The 21,400-nt window shown below is 63.3% G+C and carries 11 protein-coding genes; 8 read left to right on the top strand and 3 right to left on the bottom strand.

Annotated features, from left to right (window positions below):
• Window positions 1–298 precede the first annotated feature (298 nt).
• From C1I89_RS02850 to C1I89_RS02880, 7 genes are all read left to right on the top strand, one after another.
• A complete protein-coding gene (locus C1I89_RS02850; RefSeq protein ID WP_102771282.1) occupies window positions 299–7,906 on the top strand; it encodes a type I polyketide synthase in 7,608 nt (2,535 codons plus the stop codon).
• A gap of 7 nt (window positions 7,907–7,913) precedes the next feature.
• Window positions 7,914–9,254, top strand: coding sequence for an aminotransferase class I/II-fold pyridoxal phosphate-dependent enzyme (locus C1I89_RS02855; RefSeq protein WP_102771283.1), 1,341 nt, complete (start codon window positions 7,914–7,916; stop codon window positions 9,252–9,254).
• A 76-nt stretch (window positions 9,255–9,330) separates the two neighbouring features.
• Window positions 9,331–10,185, top strand: coding sequence for a 3-deoxy-8-phosphooctulonate synthase (gene kdsA / locus C1I89_RS02860; RefSeq protein WP_102771284.1), 855 nt, complete (start codon window positions 9,331–9,333; stop codon window positions 10,183–10,185).
• A 5-nt stretch (window positions 10,186–10,190) separates the two neighbouring features.
• The gene (kdsB, locus tag C1I89_RS02865; RefSeq protein ID WP_102771835.1) at window positions 10,191–11,489 is read left to right on the top strand and encodes a 3-deoxy-manno-octulosonate cytidylyltransferase; all 1,299 of its coding nucleotides are present in this window, start codon (window positions 10,191–10,193) and stop codon (window positions 11,487–11,489) included.
• A 44-nt stretch (window positions 11,490–11,533) separates the two neighbouring features.
• Window positions 11,534–12,493: a KpsF/GutQ family sugar-phosphate isomerase gene (locus C1I89_RS02870; RefSeq protein WP_102771285.1), complete on the top strand. Its 960-nt coding sequence runs from the start codon at window positions 11,534–11,536 to the stop codon at window positions 12,491–12,493.
• A gap of 16 nt (window positions 12,494–12,509) precedes the next feature.
• The gene (locus C1I89_RS02875; protein WP_258231320.1) at window positions 12,510–14,576 is read left to right on the top strand and encodes a capsular polysaccharide biosynthesis protein; all 2,067 of its coding nucleotides are present in this window, start codon (window positions 12,510–12,512) and stop codon (window positions 14,574–14,576) included.
• A 53-nt stretch (window positions 14,577–14,629) separates the two neighbouring features.
• On the top strand, window positions 14,630–15,943 hold the full coding sequence (locus C1I89_RS02880; protein ID WP_102771286.1) for a capsule biosynthesis protein: 1,314 nt from the start codon (window positions 14,630–14,632) through the stop codon (window positions 15,941–15,943).
• 50 nt (window positions 15,944–15,993) lie between these two features.
• On the opposite strand, the gene C1I89_RS02885 is transcribed toward C1I89_RS02880, so the two are convergent.
• The 3 genes from C1I89_RS02885 to C1I89_RS02895 form a co-directional block, all read right to left on the bottom strand.
• Window positions 15,994–17,544, bottom strand: a complete 1,551-nt coding sequence (locus C1I89_RS02885; protein WP_102771287.1) for a glycosyltransferase family A protein — start codon at window positions 17,542–17,544, stop codon at window positions 15,994–15,996.
• A 108-nt stretch (window positions 17,545–17,652) separates the two neighbouring features.
• Window positions 17,653–18,711: a glycosyltransferase gene (locus C1I89_RS02890; protein ID WP_181390875.1), complete on the bottom strand. Its 1,059-nt coding sequence runs from the start codon at window positions 18,709–18,711 to the stop codon at window positions 17,653–17,655.
• A gap of 206 nt (window positions 18,712–18,917) precedes the next feature.
• Window positions 18,918–19,883, bottom strand: a complete 966-nt coding sequence (locus C1I89_RS02895; protein ID WP_102770808.1) for an IS5 family transposase — start codon at window positions 19,881–19,883, stop codon at window positions 18,918–18,920.
• Window positions 19,884–20,418: 535 nt separating this feature from the next.
• On the opposite strand from C1I89_RS02895, the gene C1I89_RS02900 reads away from it, so the two are divergent.
• The gene (locus C1I89_RS02900; protein WP_102770808.1) at window positions 20,419–21,384 is read left to right on the top strand and encodes an IS5 family transposase; all 966 of its coding nucleotides are present in this window, start codon (window positions 20,419–20,421) and stop codon (window positions 21,382–21,384) included.
• Window positions 21,385–21,400: the final 16 nt, after the last annotated feature.

Below are 21,400 nucleotides of genomic sequence, written 5' to 3' on the forward strand. Positions count from 1 at the left end.
CGCCAGATCGACAAAATAAAAAATGAGAATGCAGAGCAATACTCTCGCGCCCCGGCTTCGGCGCAACCGCGGCGCCGGCGTCGCCATAACGCTATTCGCAGCGCCTGGACGGGAGCTTCCGGCCATCCCAGGCCGTCTATCCCGCGCCTGATTTTCCGGCGCGGGCTTCCCGCACTCCCGATCGTCGCAGCCGCCGGCCGTCCCGGCGCCGCAGCCTCGGCCGGCCCCGACCGCCATTGCGGTTCGACCGCCCTCATTTACCATCCCCCGCCGCGTGGCGGGGCCAGAAGGACTCTGCATGCGTAAGCGCGTTGCCGTCGTTGGACTTTCGTTCCGGTTTCCCAGCACCACCCATGACAGCTACTGGCCGGCCCTGCTGGAAGGCCGCGACCTGGTCACCCAGGTCGAACAGGACCGCTGGTCCGCCGACGCCTACCTGCATCCCGCCAAAGACCATCCCGGCACCGCCTACACCTTTGCCGCCGGCTCCATCGGCGACGTCTCCGGGTTCGACGCAGGGTTCTTCGGCATCTCGCCGCGCGAAGCCGCGCTGATGGACCCGCAGCAGCGCCTGCTGCTGGAAATGAGCTGGGAAGCCCTGGAAGACGCCGGCATCGCGCCCTCCACCCTGCGCGGTTCGGACTGCGGCGTGTATATCGGCATCGCCAGCTCCGACTACGCCTACCGGCTGGCCGAAGACCTGAACGCCGTCGACGCCTCGATGGCGACCGGCAACACCGCCAGCATCGCCGCCAACCGCCTCTCCTACTTCTTCGACCTGCGCGGCCCCAGCATCGCCATGGACACGGCCTGCTCGTCCTCGCTGGTCGCCTTCCACCAGGCATGCCGCGCCATCCTGTCGGGCGAATGCACCCAGGCGCTGGCCGGCGGCGTCAGCCTGCACCTGCACCCCTACGGCTTCATCACCTTCTCCAAGGCGTCCATGCTGTCGCCGCGCGGGCGCTGCAACGTCTTCGACGCCTCCGGCGACGGCTACGTCCGTTCCGAAGGCGGCGGCATCTTCGTGCTGAAGGACTACGACCAGGCGGTCGCCGACGGCGACGCCATCCTGGCCGTGGTGGCCGGCAGCGCCGTCAACACCGACGGCCGCAAGTCCGGCCTCACCGTGCCCAGCGTGCAGGCCCAGGCCGCGCTGATGCGCCAGGTCTACGAACAGGCCGGCATCTCGCCCGCCGAGATCGACTACCTGGAAGCGCACGGCACCGGCACCGCGGTCGGCGATCCGATCGAAACCCGCGCCATCGGCCTGGCCCTGGCCCAGCAGCGCGGCAAGGACGCGCCGCTGCCCATCGGTTCGGTCAAGAGCAACCTGGGCCACCTGGAAGCCGCTTCCGGCGTGGCCGGCCTGGTCAAGGCCCTGTACGTGCTGCGCCACCGCGAGGTGCCCGCCACCATCGGCATCAAGACCCTCAATCCCAAGATCGAGTTCCAGGACTGGAACCTCGACGTCGTCACGCAGAACCGCAAGCTGCGTCCCGCCGGCAAGCTGGTGGTGGGCGTGAACTCCTTCGGCTTCGGCGGCGCCAACGCGCACGTCATCCTGGAAAGCGCCCCGCCGCGCAGCCCGGCCGCCGAAGGCAAGATGGCCAAGACCGCCCCGATCCCCGTCGTGGTCTCGGGCAAGACCCTGCCCGCGCTGCGGGCCGCGGCCGGCCGGATGGCGCAGACGCTGCGCGACCAGCCCGCCAAGTTCCTGTACAACGCCGCCTACCACGCCGCCATGCGCCGCGACTGGCACGGCGAGCGCGCCGTGGTGTTCGGCACCCAGTGCAACGCGGTGGCCGACCTGCTGCAGCAATACGCCGACAGCGGCGACGCCAAGCCCGGCCTGGTCGCCGGCAGCGCGCTGCCCGCCGCGCGCGGCCCGGTGCTGGTCTATTCCGGCAACGGCTCGCAATGGGCCAACATGGGCCGCCGGCTGCTGGCCGATCCGGTGTTCGCCGCCGCCATCGACGAAGTGGATGCGCTGTTCGCCCAGTACGCCGACTTCTCGCTGCACAAGGAACTGGCCGGCGAGAACGGCGACGACCGCTACGAACGCACCGAAATCGCCCAGCCCGCGCTCTTTGCGCTGCAGGTCGGCATCACCCGCATGCTGGCCCAGCACGGCGTGGTGCCGTCGGCCGTGATCGGCCACAGCGTGGGCGAAGTCGCCGCCGCCTGGGCCTGCGGCGCGCTGTCGCTGCCCGACGCGGTGCGCGTCATCTTCCAGCGCAGCCGCCTGCAGGGTCAGACCAAGGGCCAGGGCCGCATGACGGCCGTGGGCGTCAGCGGCGAAGAAGCGCTGGCCCTGATCGCCGAACATGGCCTGGGCGCAAGCGTGTGCGTGGCCGGCTTCAACAGCGGCCGCGGCGCCACCCTGGCCGGCGCGCCCGAAGCGCTGGCGGTGCTGGAAGCGGCGCTGGCCGAACAATCCCTGTTCCATCGCCGCCTGGACCTGGACTACGCCTTCCACAGCCCGGCCATGGACGCCATCGAGGCCGGCATCCGCGAATCGCTGGCCGGCATCGCGCCGCGCGCGGCCGACGTGCCCTTTTATTCCACCGTCACCGGCGCGCCGCTGGACGGCGCCGGGCTGGACGCCGGCTACTGGTGGCGCAACGTGCGCGAAGCCGTGCGCTTCGAACAGGCCGCGCAGCAGTTGGTGGCCGAAGGCAATAACGTCTACGTCGAAGTCGGCCCGCACCCGGTGCTGCGCTCGTACCTGAACGACGCCCTCAAGGCCGGCGACCTGCAAGGCCGCGTGCTCAGCACCGCCACGCGCGGCGGCGACGATCCCGAGAAAATCTGGAACGCCGCCGGCCAGGCCATCGTCAGCGGCGGCCAGCTCGACCTGCAGTCGCTGTTCCCGTGGGCCGGCGCGCCGGTCGAACTGCCGACCTATCCCTGGCAGCGCGAACGCCACTGGCACCCGGTCACCCCCGAATCCCAGGGCCTGCTCACGCGCCGGCTGGCGCACCCGCTGCTGGGCTATCCCATGCCGCAGCACGAGCACACCTGGGAGAACCGGCTCGACACGCAATCCCATCCCACGCTGGCCGACCACATCGTCGGCGACGCGGTCGTGTTTCCCGGCACCGGCTTCGCCGAAATCGCGCTGGCCGCCGCGCTGCGCTGGCAAGGCGGCGCCACCGACTGCGCCGAACTGGAAGAGCTGGAAATCCACGCGCCGCTGCTGCTCAGTGCCGCGCCCGGCAAGCTGCTGCGCCTGCTGCTCGATGACGGCGACGGCCGTTTCCGCATCACGTCCAAGGAAACCGGCAGCACCGAACCCTGGACCCGGCACGCCAGCGGCCGCCTGCTGCGCGAGCCGCGCCTGACCCGGCTGACCCGGCCCGGCCTGGCCCTGCCGGAACGCGCGCCCGACTTCACCGGCGACAGCCACAACGCGCTGACCCGCGCCGTGGGCCTGGACTACGGCCCGGCCTTCCGCGCCGTCAAGCACGGCTGGCTGGAGTCCGACGCCAGCGTGCTGGCCGTGCTCGAACCCCAGCCCTGCCTGGCCGCCGAACTCGAAACCGCCCACCTGCACCCGGCGCTGCTGGACTGCGCGTTCCAGCTCATCATCCAGCTGCTGCGCGACGACCCGGCCATGGGCCTGGGCATCGCCTACGTGCCCGCCAAGATCGGACGCCTGAGCCTGCGCGCCAACGCCGGCCAGCCGGCCGCCGCGCGCGTGCGCCTGGAGCGCCGCGCCCCGCATTCGCTGACCGCCAGCTTCGAGCTGTACAACGCCGCCGGCGAGCAGATCGCCGCCGTCGAACAGGCGCGCTTTCGCAGCATCCGCCTGCGCAAGGCCGCGGCCGACCATCTCAGCTTCCTGGACAGCGTCGCCACGCCGCGTCCGCGCGCGCCGTTCGGCCCCAACCCGGTCGAACTGCAGACCCTGCGCGCCGCGCTGGCCGAAGCCGTCGCCGCCTGCACCGAAGGCGGCGCGCACGCGCGCTATGCCGACGAAGTCGATCCGCTGCTGGAAAGCCTGTGCGACAGCTTCGCGCTGGACGCCTTGCGCGCCATCGCGCCCGACGGCCGCCTGCTGCCGCAGGCCCTGATCACCGAACTGGGCCGCCACGCCCCGCAGGCCGCGCCCCTGCTGCGGCATATCTCCGCCCGCCTGACGGCCGCCGGCTACGTCGAAGCGCAGGCGTCCGGCATCGCGCTGCCCGCCGACGACAACGGCGAAGGCGGCGCCACCGACATCTGGAACACGCTGCTGCGCGAATACCCCGACTACGCGCAGATCGTCCACGCCGTGGGCCGCATCGGCCTGCACCTGCCCGCGCTGCTGCGCGGCGAGGCCGACGTCGACCAGATCTGCCCGCGCGCCACCACGCCGGCCGTCATCAACCGCAGCCTGCTCGGCGCGGCCAGCGGCCAGCGCCTGGGCACGGCCCTGCGCGCGGTGCTGCAACAGGCCCAGGCGGCCCGCCTGCCCGGCCAGCGCCTGAGCGTCATGGAAGTCGGCCAGGCCGCGCCGCTCTTCAACTTCAACTGCTGCGACGCGCTGGACTTCAACGTCGCCGACTACTGCTACGCCTCGCCCGACGCCGACATGCTGGACCACGTCGGCCACCAGCAGGCGGAACGCCATCCCAACGCCCGCACCGAACGCATCGGCGAAGACGGCGACGCCCCGGCCGCGCGCTGCGACCTCGTCATCTTCCACTGCGAATTCGACACCCTGGACGCGGCCCTGGCCGCGCTCAAGCACGCCCGCGCCAGCCTGCGCGCGGGCGGCGTGCTGCTGTTCTGCGGCGCCCATCCGGCCGCCTGGGCCGACTTCGTCTTCGGCGCGCGCCAGCAATGGTGGCAGGCCGGCGAGAACGGCGAACAGCTCTCCACCCAGCAGCCCGCCGCCTTCTGGCAGGAAACCCTGCAATCCCTGGGCCTGCAATGCGATGGCTCGCTGGAATTCAGCCAATCGCCGGCCACCGGCGCCTATCTGCTGACCGCCAGCCTCGAGGCCGCGCAGTCGGCCGACACCGCGGCGCAGCCCGCCACGCCGGCGCGCTGGCTGATCCTGGCCGACCGCAACCCGGAACACGGCGCCGGCCTGGCGCCCGCGCTGCAGGCCAGCCTGGCCGCGGCCGGCCACCAGGTGCGCCTGGAGACCGGCGTCGCGCCCGAGGCGCTGGACGCCCTGCTGGCCGGCGACGCCGACGGTCCGGTCGAACACATCGTGCATCTCGACGGCCTGGCCTGGCCCGACGCCCACGAAACGCCCGACGAGCTGCTGGCCAAGCAGACCCGCCGCTGCGCGCTTGCCGCCGCCGTCATCCAGGCCTGCGAACGCACCCAGACGCCGGCCACCGTGTGGCTGGTCACCGCCGACGCCGCGCAATACCTGCGCCATGCGCCGGCCCCCGCCGCCATGCACGCGCTCAACGACGCCGCCCTGTGGGGCTATGGCCGCACCCTGGCCAACGAAGCGTCGAATTTCCGCATCCGCATGGTGGACCTGCCGCTGGCCCATGCCGGCGGCCTGGCCGACGCCCTGGCGCGCGAATTGTCCGCCATGGACGACGAAGACGAAATCCTGCTGGGCCCCGACGGCGAACGCTATGCGCCGCGCCTGCGCATCGCCGCGCGTCCGGCGCCGGCCAGCCAGGCCACCGGGGCGCACGCCGTGCGCCTGGGCTTCGAATTCCCCGGCCAGCTGCGCAACCTGCGCTGGGAAGCCTGCCCCGCCCCGGCGCCCGCCGGCGACCAGCTCGAAGTGCGCATCGAAGCCACCGGCCTGAACTTCCGCGACGTCATGTACGCCCTGGGCCTGCTGTCCGACGAAGCCATCGAGAACGGTTTCGCCGGCCCCACCCTGGGCCTGGAGTTCGCCGGCACGGTCACCCGCGTCGGACCGGACGCGGCCGGCTACCAGGTCGGCGACGCGGTCGTGGGCTTCGGCCCGGCCAGCTTCGGCGACCGCGTGCTGACCCGCCCCAGCGCCATCTCGCACATCCCCGAAGGCTTCTCGTTCGAAGCCGCGGCCACCATTCCCAGCACCTTCTTCACCGTCTACTACGCGCTGCACCACCTCGCGCGCCTCGAAGAAGGCGAGAAGATCCTGATCCACGGCGCGGCCGGCGGCGTCGGCATCGCCGCCATCCAGTTCGCCCAATGGCTGGGCGCCGAGATCTACGCCACCGCCGGCTCCGACGAAAAACGCGACCTGCTGCGCCTGCTGGGCGTGCGCCACATCTACGACTCGCGCTCGCTGTCCTACGCCGACGAGATCCTCGCCGACACCGACGGACGCGGCGTGGACGTGGTGCTCAACTCCCTGGCCGGCGAAGCCGTCAACCGCAACCTGCGGGTGCTCAAGCCCTTCGGCCGCTTCCTCGAACTGGGCAAGCGCGACTTCTACGAGAACACCCGCATCGGCCTGCGCCCGTTCCGCAACAACATCAGCTATTTCGGCATCGACGCCGACCAGCTGATGAACGAGCGCCCCGACCTCACCCAGCGCCTGTTCGCGGAGATGATGGCGCTGTTCCGCCAGGGCGCGCTGCATCCGCTGCCCTACACCGTCTTCGACGCCAACGACATCGTCGACGCCTTCCGCTACATGCAGCAGGCGCGCCAGATCGGCAAGATCGTGGTCACCTACCGCAACGGCATCAGCGGCGTGCACCATCCGGCGGCCCAGGCCGATCACAGCCTGGCGCTGCCGGCCGACGCCAGCTACCTGGTCACCGGCGGCCTGGGCGGCTTCGGCCTGCGCACCGCGCAATGGCTGGCCGAGCGCGGCGCGCGCAACCTGATCCTGATCAGCCGCAGCGGACCCGCCAACGACGCCGCGAAAGCCGCCATCGCCGCCTTCGAAGCACAGGGCGTGCGCGTCCACGCCGCCGCCTGCGACGTCACCGACCGCGACGCCCTGGCCGGCCTGCTGCAGGACGCCGCCGCCACGCTGCCGCCGCTCAAGGGCGTGGTCCACGCCGCCGTGGTCATCGACGACGGCCTGGCCCGCAGCGCCAACGCCGAACAGATCCAGCGTACCCTGGCCGCCAAGGTCCTGGGCGCGCAGCACCTGCACGAACTGACACGCGCGCTGCCGCTGGACCTCTTCATCTGCTATTCCTCGGCCACCACCCTCTTCGGCAACCCGGGGCAAAGCAACTACGTCGCCGCCAACGCCTGGCTCGAACGCCTGGCCGCCCAGCGCCGCGCCGAAGGCCTGCCGGCCACCTGCGTGCGCTGGGGCGCCATCGACGACGTGGGCTTCCTGGCCCGCAACGAAAAAATCAAGGACGCCCTGCAAAGCCGCATGGGCGGCGGCGCCCTGGCCTCCCAGACCGCGCTGGACGCGCTCGAAGCCATGCTGGCCGCCGACGCCTCCGGCCTCGGCGTGCTGGAACTGGACTGGCGCGCGCTGGCCCGCTTCCTGCCCACCTCCGGCCTGCCCAAGTTCTCCGACATCGCCCGCCAGGCCGGCGACGCCGGCGAAGAAGACAGCGGCGCCGACGACATCGCCCACCTCATCGCCACCCTGGACGACGAGGCCCTGCATGAGCGCTTCACCGACATGCTCAAGGCCGAGATCGGCGAAATCCTGCGTGTCGCGCCCGACAAGATCGAAGCCACCCGCTCGGTCTACGACATGGGCCTGGACTCGCTCATGGGCGTGGAACTGGTGGTCGCGCTGGAGAACCGCTTCGGCATCCGCCTGCCCGTCATGGCGCTCAACGAAAGCCCCACGCCGGCCAAGCTTGCCGAACGCCTGGTGCTGCTGCTGCGCGACGAACACGACGCCGGCGACGCCCTCACCGCCAGCGTGCAGCAGGTCGTCGCGCACCACGCCGCCGAAGTCGGCGCCAGCTCGGTCTCCGAATTCGTCGACGAGATCAAGCAGAACGGCAGCCTTCCCAAGCAACGCATGATCCAGTAGGCAAGACTTGAGCACCGTAAAAAAGCTGCCCGGCCTTGCCGCCGGCATCAAAGACAAACTCATCCAGCAAGCGCTGGAGCGCAAGTTGCGCCAGGCCGCCGCGCCCTCCGGCCAGGCGCTGGCGCGCCCCGCGGAAAAGAAAGCCGAGATCCCCGAGGAACACTACCGCTTCCATCTCCACCCCGGCTACCAGCAGCTGCGCATCATCAACGACGGCGCCAGCCGCCTCGGCGTCAAGAACCCCTTCTTCAAGCTGCATGAAGGCACCGCCGGCGCCGCCACCCGGATCAGCGGCAACGGCTACATCAACTACGCCAGCTACAACTACCTGAACATGTCCGGCGATCCGGACGTGATCGCCGCGGCCAAGGCCGCGATCGACCGCTACGGCACCTCGGTGTCCGCCAGCCGCCTGGTTTCCGGCGAACGCCCCGTGCACCGCGAACTCGAAACCGAGATCGCCGCCCTCTACGGCGTGGACGACGCCATCACCTTCGTCAGCGGCCACGCCACCAACGTCTCCACCATCGGCTACCTCTTCGGCCCGCGCGACCTGGTGCTGCACGACGAACTGATCCACAACAGCGTCCTGCAAGGCATCCAGCTCTCCGGCGCGCGCCGCCTGCCCTTCCCCCACAACGACTGGGAAGCGCTCGACGCCATCCTCAACGACCAGCGCCGCCAGTTCGAACGCGTCCTCATCGTGCTGGAAGGCATCTACAGCATGGACGGCGACTACCCCGACCTGCCGCGCTTCATCGAGGTCAAGCAGCGCCACCGCGCCTTTCTCATGGTCGACGAAGCCCACTCCCTGGGCGTCATGGGCACGCGCGGCTACGGCATCAGCGAACACTTCGGCGTCGACGGCAAGGACGTCGACATCTGGATGGGCACGCTGAGCAAGACGCTGGCCGGCTGCGGCGGCTACATCGCCGGCGAAACCGCGCTGGTCGAACACCTGAAATTCCTGGCCCCCGGCTTCCTGTACAGCGTCGGCATGCCGCCCAGCGTCGCCGCCGCGTCGCTGGCGGCGCTGCGCAAGATGAAGCAATCGCCCGACCGCGTGGCCGCCCTGCAGGCCCGCGGCCGGTTCTTCCTGCAACAGGCCCGCGCCGCCGGGATAGACACCGGCACCAGCACCGGCCTGGCCGTCGTGCCCGCCATCACCGGTAGCTCGCTGAAAGCCACGCGCGCGTCGGCCGAACTCTTCAAGCAAGGGATCAACGTGCAGCCGATTCTGTATCCGGCCGTGCCCGAGAAGTCGGCGAGGCTGCGGTTTTTTATTTCTTGTATGCATACGGAAGAGCAGATCGTGGCGACGATCAAGGCGTTGAGCGACTCGCTATAGCGCCGAACGATCCGCTCACCGAACAACACCGATGCGAACCTGGATTCGCACAACCGATATACACATGGAGAACCCAATGGCTGCGCAGGTCATCAGCATTCGCGACAACATCCAGGTCGGCAACGAACTGCCTTTCGTGCTTTTCGGCGGCATCAACGTCCTGGAATCCAGGGACCTGGCCCTGCAGGCTTGCGCCGAATATGTGCGAGTCACCTCCAAACTGGGTATTCCGTACGTTTTCAAGGCCAGCTTCGACAAGGCCAACCGCTCTTCCATCCACTCGTACCGCGGTCCGGGCCTGGAAGAAGGCATGCGCATTTTCGAAGCGGTGAAGGCCGAGTTCGGCGTTCCCGTCATTACCGACGTCCATGAGCCGTGGCAGGCCGCCGCCGTCGCCGAAGTGGCTGACGTTCTGCAACTGCCGGCCTTCCTCGCCCGGCAGACCGACCTGGTGGTCGCCCTGGCCAAGACCGGCAAGATCATCAACATCAAGAAGCCGCAGTTCCTCAGCCCCTCGCAAATGAGCCACATCGTGGAAAAGTTCCGCGAGGCCGGCAACGACCAGCTCATTCTTTGCGACCGGGGTTCATGCTTCGGTTACGACAACCTGGTCGTCGACATGCTGGGCTTTGGCGTGATGAAGCAGACTTGCGACAACCTTCCCATCATTTTCGACGTGACGCATGCGCTGCAGCAGCGCGATCCGGGCGGCGCGGCGTCGGGCGGCCGCCGTGCGCAAAGCGCGGAACTGGCGCGTTCGGCCATGGCCCTGAACCTGGGCGGCCTGTTCCTGGAGGCCCATCCGGACCCGGACAAGGCCAAATGCGATGGCCCCAGCGCCCTGCCGCTGGAACACCTCGAAGCCTACCTGAGCCAGGTCAAGGCAGTGGACGACCTGGTCAAGTCCTTCGCCCCGCTCGTCATCCGGTAATGGACATGAACACCACGTTGTCCAAAGACACCCGGGTTGCGATCGTCATCCCTGCCCGCTATGCGTCTTCGCGGCTGCCCGGCAAGCCGCTGGCCGACATTCTCGGCAAGCCCATGGTCCAGCATGTGTACGAGCGCGCCCTCGAAGTCGCAGCGGCGCACGTCGTACTGGTCGCCACCGACGACGAGCGCGTGGCCGCCGCGGTGCGGGCCTTCGGCGGCAATGTCGTCATGACCTCCCCCGACCATCAATCGGGCACCGACCGCCTGGGCGAAGTGATGCAATCGGTCCCGGCGGGCATCTACGTCAATTTGCAGGGCGATGAACCCCTGGTCCGCCCCGCCGACATCGACCTGCTCGTCAAGGGCATGCTCGGCGACCCCTCGGTGCATGTCGGCACGCTCTGCCACGCCATAGACGGCAAAGAGGCGCTGGACCCGAACACGGTCAAGGCGGTCCTGGCCGACAATGGCGATGCGCTCTACTTCAGCCGCGCCCCGATCCCCTATCCGCGCGACGCCGACGCGAACGCCGATTACCTGAAGCATGTGGGCGTCTACGCCTACCGCCGCGACGTGGTCGCCCGGTACGCCACGCTGCCGCAACCAATGCTGGAACGAGCGGAAAAACTCGAACAGCTGCGGCTGCTTGCCGCCGGCATGAAAATACGCGCCTTCCGCGTCGAACCCACCGGGCCCGGCGTCGACACTCCCGCATGCCTGGCGCGCGTGCGCGCGCTCATGAGCGGCGAACCCGAAACCACCGCGCCTTCCCTGGCCGACATCCGGCTGGTCATCACCGACGTCGACGGCGTCCTGACCAACGGCCAACTGCACTATGACTCCCAGGGCGAAGCGCTCAAGACCTTCCACGTACGCGATGGCCTGGGCATGCGCCTGCTGGAGGAGTCCGGCGTGCGCGTCGCCGTGCTCTCCGGAAGGAGCTCGCCCGCGCTCATCAGGCGCGTGCAGGACCTCGGCCTCTCGCTTAGCGCATTCGGCGTCAAGGACAAGCACGCGGCCTGCCTGCAACTGATGGCCGATGCGGGCGTCACGCCCGCCCAGACGGCATGCATCGGCGACGACAGCATCGACTTGCCCGCCTTCGCCGCCTGCGGACTTTCGTTCGCCGTGGCCGACGCGCCGGGCTACATCAAATCGCAAGCCAGCTACAGCCTGGACACCGCGGGCGGCCAGGGCGCCTTCCGCGAACTGGCGGACCGGATTCTGGACGCGCAAGGCAAGGCATCGGTGTTCCGCGACGCCGCGGGCTACCAAACCGTCATGACGGAAATGCGCCAATAGACAGCACGCATACTAATTCGAATAAAGAACGGACTGAATTGAACATGGACTACCTGGATACCGCACGGGGCGTGATCGCAACCGAAATCGACGCGCTTCAGCAAATGAGCAACCGCCTCAACGGCGACTTCAAGAAGGCGATCGACTGCATCCTCAACATGCAGGGACGCGTCGTCGTCGTGGGTATGGGCAAGTCCGGTATCGTCGGCAAGAAGATCGCCGCCACCCTGGCCTCTACCGGCACTCCGTCGTTCTCGGTGCATCCCGGCGAAGCATTCCATGGCGACCTGGGCATGATCCGCCCGATCGACGTTGCGCTCATGATTTCCAACAGCGGTGAGACCGAGGAGCTGATCCGCCTGCTGCCTTTCATGCAGTACCAGAAGAACCTGGTCATCGCGATGACGGGCAACATGAACTCCACCCTGGCGCGCAACGCCGACGTCACCCTCGACATCTCGGTGCCGCACGAGGCGTGCAACAACAACCTGGCGCCCACCAGCTCCACCACCGCCACCCTCGCCATGGGCGACGCCCTGGCCGTCGTGCTTTCCACCGCGCGCAACTTCCAGCCCGAAGACTTTGCCCGCTTCCACCCGGGCGGCAGCCTGGGGCGCAAGCTGCTCACGCGCATCTCCGACGTGATGCACTCGCGCGCGCTGCCATTCTGCGCTCATGACGCCAGCTTCCGGGAAGTCATACAGACCATCACGCGCGGCCGCCTCGGCCTGGCCATCGTCATGAACGCCGGCCAGCTTTGCGGCGTCATTACCGACGGCGACATCCGCCGCGCCTTCGAAAGAGAAGACGCCAGCACCACGCTCACCGCTTCGGACATCATGACCAAGACGCCCAAGACCATCAACCAGTCCGAACGCCTGGTCGTGGCCGAAGAACTGATGCACGAAGAGAAGATCAAGGAACTGATCGTCGTCGACGACAAACAGCAAGTGACGGGCGTGCTCCAGATCTTCGACGTCGACCAGACCGAGTCCGATCAATAAGCCTCGCATACCTGCCGTGCCGATCGGAACCTTCTCCCGCCCCATCGCCGAGCTTCCCGGATTGCCCGCCCTGCTGGGCGAGCCGGTAGTGCCCGTACGCACGGCGAAACAGCTATCGCAGCAAGGCCTGCGCGGACTCGCGGGCTGGGGATTCCGCCCTTCGACCCATAAGCCGCGCGCCATCGCCGCGAAGCACGGCTTGCCCTTCATCGGCCTTGAAGATGGATTCCTGCGGTCCTACGGCACCGGCCGCGAGCACCCCACCCTGTCGATCGTGGTCGACCCGGAAGGCATCTACTACGCCGCCGGCCAGCCGTCCGCCTTGGAAAACCTGCTGACCTCGGACAAGGATCTCCTGGCCGGAGAAGGCGCTTGCTACGCGCAAGCGCGCGACCGCATCATCTCGGAGGGTCTCAGCAAATACAACCTGGCGCCCGACCTGCGACCGGAATCGTTCCTGCGGCCGGGCCGCCGGGTGTTGGTCGTGGACCAGACGGCAGGAGACGTCAGCGTGGAACGCGGCATGGCCAACGCACAGTCGTTCGCGACGATGCTCGCCGCCGCCCGGGAAGAAAATCCCGACGCCACCATCTACGTCAAGACGCACCCGGAAGTCAGCCGCGGCGCCAAGCGCGGCTACCTGTCCGATATCGCGTCCGACCCGCGCACCGTCATGCTGCGCGACCCTGCCAGCCCCGCGAGCGTGCTGCGGCATATGGACCGCGTCTACGTCGTCACCTCGCACATGGGCTTCGAAGCCCTGCTGCACGGCGTTCCGGTGACGTGCTTCGGCATGCCCTGGTATGCCGGCTGGGGCAGCACCGACGATCGCCTCGCCTGCCCGCGCCGCAACCGCGCCCGCTCCGTCGACGAACTGTTTTCCGCCGCCTACCTGCACTACTCGCGCTACCTGAATCCCCAAACCCACGAGCGCGGCACGATCTTCGACGTGATCGACTGGCTGAGCTTTCAGCGTCGCATGCATCAGGCAAGCACCGGACGGACCATCGCCGTGGGCTACCGGCGCTGGAAGGCGGAAAACGTAAAGTCCTTTCTCGGCCAGTCCCATCGGCAAGTGCATTTCGTGCCTCATGCCGAAGCCGCGAACCGGCTGGCTCTCACGCCCGAAGATCGCCTGGTCGTGTGGGGCGCCAATCCATCCGAGGCCGTCGCCTCCCTCGCCCAGCGCTCAGGAGCCAAGCTGCTGCGCATGGAAGACGGATTCATCCGCTCCGTCGGGCTGGGCTCCGACTTCATTCCGCCGCACTCCCTCGTCATCGACCGGCACGGCCTGTACTTCGACGCTCGACAGCCCAGCGGCCTCGAACAACTGCTCAATACCCATGAATTCACGGACATCGACCGGCGTCGCGCCGCATCGGTGCGCGAGCTGATCGTAAAAAACGGGCTGACCAAGTACAACATCGAGCCCACCACGCCGCCCGCCTGGCGCCAGAGCGGCCGCCGCGTCGTGCTCGTGCCGGGCCAGGTCGAAGACGACGCCTCGATCAAATACGGTTGCCCCGACATCCGCGACAACCTGTCCCTGCTGAAAGCTGCGCGGCAGGCCTGCCCCGACGCGTTCCTCGTATACAAGCCCCATCCAGACGTCATGGTCCGCAATCGCGCCGGCCGCGTGCACCGCAACGACGCCCTGCGCTATGCGGACGCCATCGAAACCCAGGTGTCCATCGTGAGCTGCATCGAAGCCTGCGACGAGCTCCACACCATGACCTCGCTAAGCGGATTCGACGCCCTGCTGCGCGGCAAGACCGTAGTGACCTACGGCAACCCGTTCTACGCCGGCTGGGGCCTGACCATAGACCACGCACGAATCGCCCGCCGCAACCGGCAACTGACCCTGGATGAACTCGTGGCCGGCGCCATGCTGCACTACCCCGCGTACTGGGATTGGACATTGAACGGCTTCACCAGCTGCGAAGCCGCCATCACCCAGATCATCCGCAAGCGAGACCAGCTGATCGCCGACAACCGGCTCGCGTCGGTACGCAAGACATACCTGCAGCGCCAGCTCCACAAAGTCCGTCTCTGGGCCAAAGCCGGCTTTGCGCTCAAGAGATAGTGCCCGCTGCCCACACCCACCGTCCTGAAGGAAACCCAGCTCCCGTGACCGGCATGCCCCCCGCCCTTCGCACCACGCTTCAGAAACAGCGCTTCCTGTTTCTGCAAGGTGTCTGCTCGCCGTTCTTCCCCAGGCTGGCCGACGCATTGCGAGCGCGCGGGCACGACGTGCGCAAAGTCAACTTCACGGTAGGCGACCGCATGTACTGGAGACGCGGAAACGCCGTTTCTTATCGCGGCCCGATGGACGCGTTGCCAGACTTCTACAAACAGCAATTCGAGGCCCACGGTACGACGGACATCGTCCTATTTGGAGACTGCCGCCCCGTTCATCGGCCGGCGATCGAGCTGGCCAAAGCACTCAATCTACGCGTGCACGTCTTCGAGGAAGGCTATTTTCGGCCGTTCTGGATCACGCTGGAGCAAGGCGGCGTCAACGGCCATTCCAGCCTGCCCCGGGACCCTGACTGGTATCGTGAACAAGCGAAGCACGTCCCGCATTTCGGCAATGGAACGTCGTTCAAGGCGCCATTCTGGAAGCGGGCTGCGTATGACGTGGGGTATAACTTTTGGGCGGGGTTGAATCCTATCCTTCATAGGGGTGTACGCAGTCATGTGCCGTACTCCCCGTTGACTGAGTATCTGGGATATATCCGGCGAGGATTGCGAATACAGCGGCTACAGAAACAGTCGAGCAAGCTCGTTGAGCTTTTAATTGCAGAAGCCCCTCATACACCGTTCTATCTGATGCCGCTTCAATTGGCGAATGACGCGCAGATTGTGCATCATTCGCCATTCAAAAGCATGGCAGAGGCAATGCGAGCGACGGTGCTCTCTTTTGCTAAACACGCACCAAGCCAAACTCGGCTCGCGATAAAAATACATCCGCTGGATCCAGGCCTGGTTAACTATCGCCATTTGCTGCTGAAATGGGCGCGCGAACTCGACATCTCTGAAAGAATCATATACCTCGAAAGCGGCAACCTTCCAGCGATACTCTCCAATGCAGCCGGCGTAATAACAGTAAATAGTACGGTGGGGGGATCCTCTCTCGTTCATGGTTGCCCCACTATCGCTCTAGGGCAAGCCATTTACAATTTACCCGGGCTCACATTTCAACATGGCCTGGATGCATTCTGGAGGCAAAAAACAAAGCCCAATGCAAGATTGTTTCAGAATTTCAGAAATGTGGTCATCAATCACTCACAAATAAACGGCGGCTTCTATTCTAAGCAAGGCATTCTTCTCGCAATCGAAAATTGCCTAACCAAAATCATCAATCAACCGGAGCAGCCGAGAATTCGCGACATCTCGGCCTCTTATCCGTCCTCAATGCCGGATATGCAATTTGATTCGATAGAGAAATAGGCTTGGCGTCATGGCTACCACACGGGCAGCCACCCGTACACAATAGGCTTCTATCTCCAATTAACAAGCGAAATACGGCCGTCAAAATGTTGTGCTATCGGTATCGGAAAAAAATCACCGAGCGTATTGAAAGAAATATCCGGCGGAACATATCGTCCAGTCAGCGTGACAATAACGGAGACTATGGTTTTCGTCGTGCAAACGCGAGCGTGCTTGCAATCAATCCCGGCACGAACGAGGTTGTAAATAATTAGCCCTGCATTCCACATCGTCAAATTTCCAGAACCCAGAGCATTATTCGCACACGGCGCATTGATAACCAAAGTACCGCCCGGAATCAAGTATTTCTTTAGATTATCAATAAAGACTCCTGGATTCCTAACGCGATGTAAGGCAGAGGTCCAGACGACATCATATGGAGACGTCGATGCCGCCGTTTCATCGCTGTCGGCGACAGTCTTCTCTTCCACCTGCTTTGATGCCGATCTCAACGCCTCTGCAAGAGTGGCGTCCGGAGTATTCGCCAAAAGAATCCTGTGGAATGACGTTGTCGCCAGCAGTTGATCGAATGCATGACCACCAAATACTTTTATTGAACTCTTGACCGACGCCCCCTTAAAAATATCGACATCCAGGGATGTGGTCACGGCCTGGATATTACGAAGAGCATTCGGAACGGAATCAAGACCAGCTACCTTATGCTTTACGTGCTCCAGCGTAAATAGTATTTCCCGTAGCAAAGAACCGTCCATGGGCGATGGGGCAGCAGTTGCGGCGGGATGACGTGCCGCAATAGCGTTGGGACTGGAAGCCGGAGAAGACTGCCGACCTACGGTACGCGTACTCTCCAGTGGAGAAAAATAGCCCCACTCCTTGCCCACATTACGTACAACAGTAGTGTCGTTACGTTGAATATCCATCTGAAGATCAGTCAGAGCGCTACTCGACTTATCCCGCCCCGTGCTGTACTGATGCGGATGAGAGTATAGAATATGTGGACTGATACGATGCTTAAGACCATGGCGCCTCAAGCGTTGGACCATATCATGATCCTCATTGCCATACTGTTGATAGCGTTCGTCGTACCCCCCGATCTTGATTAGCTCCGCACGTGGAGCCGCCAACCAGCCGCCGTGCGGCATATCGCCGGTGGCGCCTCGCGGACCGTCAAAGACGCACTTTTCAGGTCCGATCATTGCTCGAAAAAAAACACCAGTCACATAGACGTCCGATTCCAAACTGAACTCTTTTTCAGTTGCGGAAATTGGGTCAGTGCTATGGGTAATATCACAATCGACAAAAGCGACTATTTCACCTCGTGCCGCTTTCAAACCAGCATTCCTGGCAAACCCAGGATTTCGAGACGTTCCCGTAGCTTTGTCCGTGACGACAGCTCTGACCGCGATCCCTTTCTCCTGCAGCCCGGGCGATTCAAAATTGGCAAAGTACTGACCTGTGCCGTCAGTGCTACCATCATCGACGATAATAATCTCAGTATTCCAGGACCCTGGCTTCTTCCGGGCGATCAGTGTACGCACGCAAGCATCCGTTTCATACAGCCGATTAAAGCTCGGAACAACAATAGAAAGAATAGGCGTCATTTTTATAAAATTATAGAAAAATAGTTAGCTCCGCGTACAACAATGGCCATGGTATTTCATTACCATGGCCATCAAAAAGCCTATCAAGAGGGAAGATAAGCTCTAATTCTACGCCTTAACAGTCCGTGCAATTTCCGCAATTCGGTTAACCCACGCATCCGTCGTAAAATCTAAAACTCGGTTGTACGTCTTTGAATAATCGCTGATGGATCGTCCGTTTCGATAAACGTTCTCGATCGCCTCGACTGCCAGTTCGGTTTCCGCGATGTGCCACTTTTTATCGTAATCAAATATGCTACAACCGTCCGTATCTTGCATATGCTGAGCCAAAAATCGGACGACTCCAACGTTGGTGCTTATAACTTTAACCCCGAGAGACAACGCTTCAATTGCGCTGACTGGCCCGCCTTCGCATCGAGCGGTAATAAGCAAGGCATCCATTTTTGCGTAGACGGATGGGTAATCGGTGTATGTAATATTCTTATCTCTCGCGTAGTAGACATACTCGATGCCGTAGCGGTCCAGCAATTCTACTAGATGCTCCCAATTCTGGCCAACGATATGCAATTCAAAAGGCAGACCTAGAGCTTTCAAACGCATCGCCACGTCCAACAGTAGATCTCCCCCTTTCCGATAGCCCTTGGGCTCGGCAAGACGGCTGACCTTCAAATGCTCTTTATCGAAGGTGCCATAAGCACGCCCGACGAATCCAAGCTTCAGCTTTGACCGCGGCGGCAGTTCTACGCTTTTTCTGTGTGACTCGTTAAAGAGCTTATGGTCATATCCAATCGGCACAAATTCGAAATTCTTTGAATTGGCGATCACGTGACTGGGGCCATAGCACTCTTCGAACTCGCATACCCCAACGACTCGTTCAACAGCTCTTAAACTGCGAGCCAGACGCTCGTAATCAAACTGATAGAGCGGCTCGTAACAAGTACCGTGATGGATAGCAACTGAACGCCGCAAAATATCTTCTATGTCCGCGTTCTTATTGCCGTCCTCCTCAAACGCTCGTTTATATGTAGCTGAAATTTCCCTATGGGTATCCCCCGACAGTAGCATTTCATAATGCCAAATCTCTTGTGGCCGCATCCAAATATACGATTTGGCATCGCGCAATGGGAAGTCTGACATAACGCAGCCCACAGCCTCGAAGCGCTTCACCAGATCCAAGAAAAGATAGGTAGGTCGGAAACAAACAATATTGACCAAGGGAAGGTCTGAAGAACTCGATTTCAAACATCCAAAAATCGACCTCATGACCAAAGTATTCAAAAATGGTTAAAAACTGCTCAAATCATCGCCACTTTCGGGTTGTTTGCACCCCGATCAGGCCCGTTTTCGGGCCTGTTGGCGCTTTTTGGGCGCACTTACCCTGCCACCGCCGTCAACGGGCGGCGTGCCATCCAGATATTGGACAGCGTAAACAACATTTTCAAATGCGCAGTGTTCTTGGCCAGTCCACGGAATCTGACTTTACGAAACCCGAATTGGCATTTGATGACACGAAACGGATGCTCAACCTTGGCTCGAAGACTGGATTTGGCCCGCTCAATGTTTTGCGTCAAACGATCAATTGCGCTGTTACCCAAGGCGCGCCGTTTGCCGGGGCGCATGGCAATGTGCCAGGTTACGTCACGCCCTTGGTGCTCGGGTCGTTTGTCTACGCCTTGATAACCGGCATCGCCAAAAGCCAACGTTTCTTCACCATGCAGCAACGCAGCCGCCTGAGTAACATCATGCTCATTGGCAGCGGTGCCCACCACCGTGTGGACCAGCCCGCTGTGAAGATCAACCCCAATGTGGGCCTTCATCCCAAAGTGCCACTGGTTTCCCTTTTTGGTCTGATGCATCTCGGGGTCCCGCGTGCCGCTGGCGTTCTTGGTCGAGCTGGGTGCATCGATAATTGTGGCGTCCACAATGGTGCCTTTGCGCACCTGAATGCCTTGATCCTGCAACAGCAGGTTGACCGCCTCAAGCGCTTGGTCGGCAATGTTGTGCTGCTCGAGCAGATGACGGAAGTTCAAAATGGTGGTCTCGTCCGGCACACGACCTCCAGGCAGTTTGGCAAACTGGCGCATCGAAAAGCTGTCGTACAGCGTCTCTTCCATGGCCGGGTCCGACAGCGAAAACCACAGTTGCATGAAGTAGATGCGCAGCATCGTTTCCAGCGGATACGGTGGACGACCGATGCCCGGTTTGGGGTAATGCGGATCGACCAGATCGGCAAAGAGCTTCCACGGCACCGCACGCTCCATCTTGGCCAGAAACTTCTCACGGCGCGTTTTCTTGCGTTTGCCAACGTACTCGGCTTCGGAAAAACTCAACTGGCTCATCGGGTTCACTCGGATCGGACTGTTTTCAATAACTTATATTCTGACAGGTTCGTTGGACTTGTTCAGAGGTTCCCAAGTTCCTATTGCTGACATCGATGCGTTCGGGGACTACACATTCTTTAAGGAGCAGACAAAACTTCTGTATGCCGATCGGCCCACCCTCGTTGCGTACAGAATCCCTTTGAGCATGCGACATCGCTCTTAACATTTCCGATGACGGATGAAAAATCTCCAGTCCGTCACGGGAAATCGCCGAAAACATATCGGCATTTGCCTTTAAGAAACGTAATTCGACACCCAACTGGGAAAACCGTTCAGCATATGACTGTACCGCCGCTGCAACATTGCTATAAAGCACGTACAAGTGGGGGGAAACCACCTTGCCATCCAGCAAGTCTGAATAGAGATTATCAAGCGAATGTAGGTCCGTGACCGGCCAGGCTGTCTCGGCACGCGGCCTAGGGAACCTCTGAACAAGTCCAACGAACCTGTCAGAATATAAGTTATTGAAAACAGTCCGATCCGAGTGAACCCGATGAGCCAGTTGAGTTTTTCCGAAGCCGAGTACGTTGGCAAACGCAAGAAAACGCGCCGTGAGAAGTTTCTGGCCAAGATGGAGCGTGCGGTGCCGTGGAAGCTCTTTGCCGATCTGGTCGATCCGCATTACCCCAAACCGGGCATCGGTCGTCCACCGTATCCGCTGGAAACGATGCTGCGCATCTACTTCATGCAACTGTGGTTTTCGCTGTCGGACCCGGCCATGGAAGAGACGCTGTACGACAGCTTTTCGATGCGCCAGTTTGCCAAACTGCCTGGAGGTCGTGTGCCGGACGAGACCACCATTTTGAACTTCCGTCATCTGCTCGAGCAGCACAACATTGCCGACCAAGCGCTTGAGGCGGTCAACCTGCTGTTGCAGGATCAAGGCATTCAGGTGCGCAAAGGCACCATTGTGGACGCCACAATTATCGATGCACCCAGCTCGACCAAGAACGCCAGCGGCACGCGGGACCCCGAGATGCATCAGACCAAAAAGGGAAACCAGTGGCACTTTGGGATGAAGGCCCACATTGGGGTTGATCTTCACAGCGGGCTGGTCCACACGGTGGTGGGCACCGCTGCCAATGAGCATGATGTTACTCAGGCGGCTGCGTTGCTGCATGGTGAAGAAACGTTGGCTTTTGGCGATGCCGGTTATCAAGGCGTAGACAAACGACCCGAGCACCAAGGGCGTGACGTAACCTGGCACATTGCCATGCGCCCCGGCAAACGGCGCGCCTTGGGTAACAGCGCAATTGATCGTTTGACGCAAAACATTGAGCGGGCCAAATCCAGTCTTCGAGCCAAGGTTGAGCATCCGTTTCGTGTCATCAAATGCCAATTCGGGTTTCGTAAAGTCAGATTCCGTGGACTGGCCAAGAACACTGCGCATTTGAAAATGTTGTTTACGCTGTCCAATATCTGGATGGCACGCCGCCCGTTGACGGCGGTGGCAGGGTAAGTGCGCCCAAAAAGCG

This window comes from Achromobacter pulmonis, from assembly GCF_002885955.2.
Classification (GTDB): Bacteria; Pseudomonadota; Gammaproteobacteria; order Burkholderiales; family Burkholderiaceae_B; genus Achromobacter; species Achromobacter pulmonis_A.

Excerpts from the sequence above, each read along its gene's own strand:
- C1I89_RS02850 (WP_102771282.1), top strand. The coding sequence starts at position 299 with ATGCGTAAGCGCGTTGCCGTCGTTGGACTTTCGTTCCGGTTTCCCAGC.
- kdsA (WP_102771284.1), top strand. The coding sequence starts at position 9,331 with ATGGCTGCGCAGGTCATCAGCATTCGCGACAACATCCAGGTCGGCAAC.
- kdsB (WP_102771835.1), top strand. The coding sequence starts at position 10,191 with ATGAACACCACGTTGTCCAAAGACACCCGGGTTGCGATCGTCATCCCT.
- C1I89_RS02870 (WP_102771285.1), top strand. The coding sequence starts at position 11,534 with ATGGACTACCTGGATACCGCACGGGGCGTGATCGCAACCGAAATCGAC.
- C1I89_RS02880 (WP_102771286.1), top strand. The coding sequence starts at position 14,630 with ATGCCCCCCGCCCTTCGCACCACGCTTCAGAAACAGCGCTTCCTGTTT.
- C1I89_RS02885 (WP_102771287.1), bottom strand. The coding sequence starts at position 17,544 with ATGACGCCTATTCTTTCTATTGTTGTTCCGAGCTTTAATCGGCTGTAT.
- C1I89_RS02895 (WP_102770808.1), bottom strand. The coding sequence starts at position 19,883 with ATGAGCCAGTTGAGTTTTTCCGAAGCCGAGTACGTTGGCAAACGCAAG.
- C1I89_RS02900 (WP_102770808.1), top strand. The coding sequence starts at position 20,419 with ATGAGCCAGTTGAGTTTTTCCGAAGCCGAGTACGTTGGCAAACGCAAG.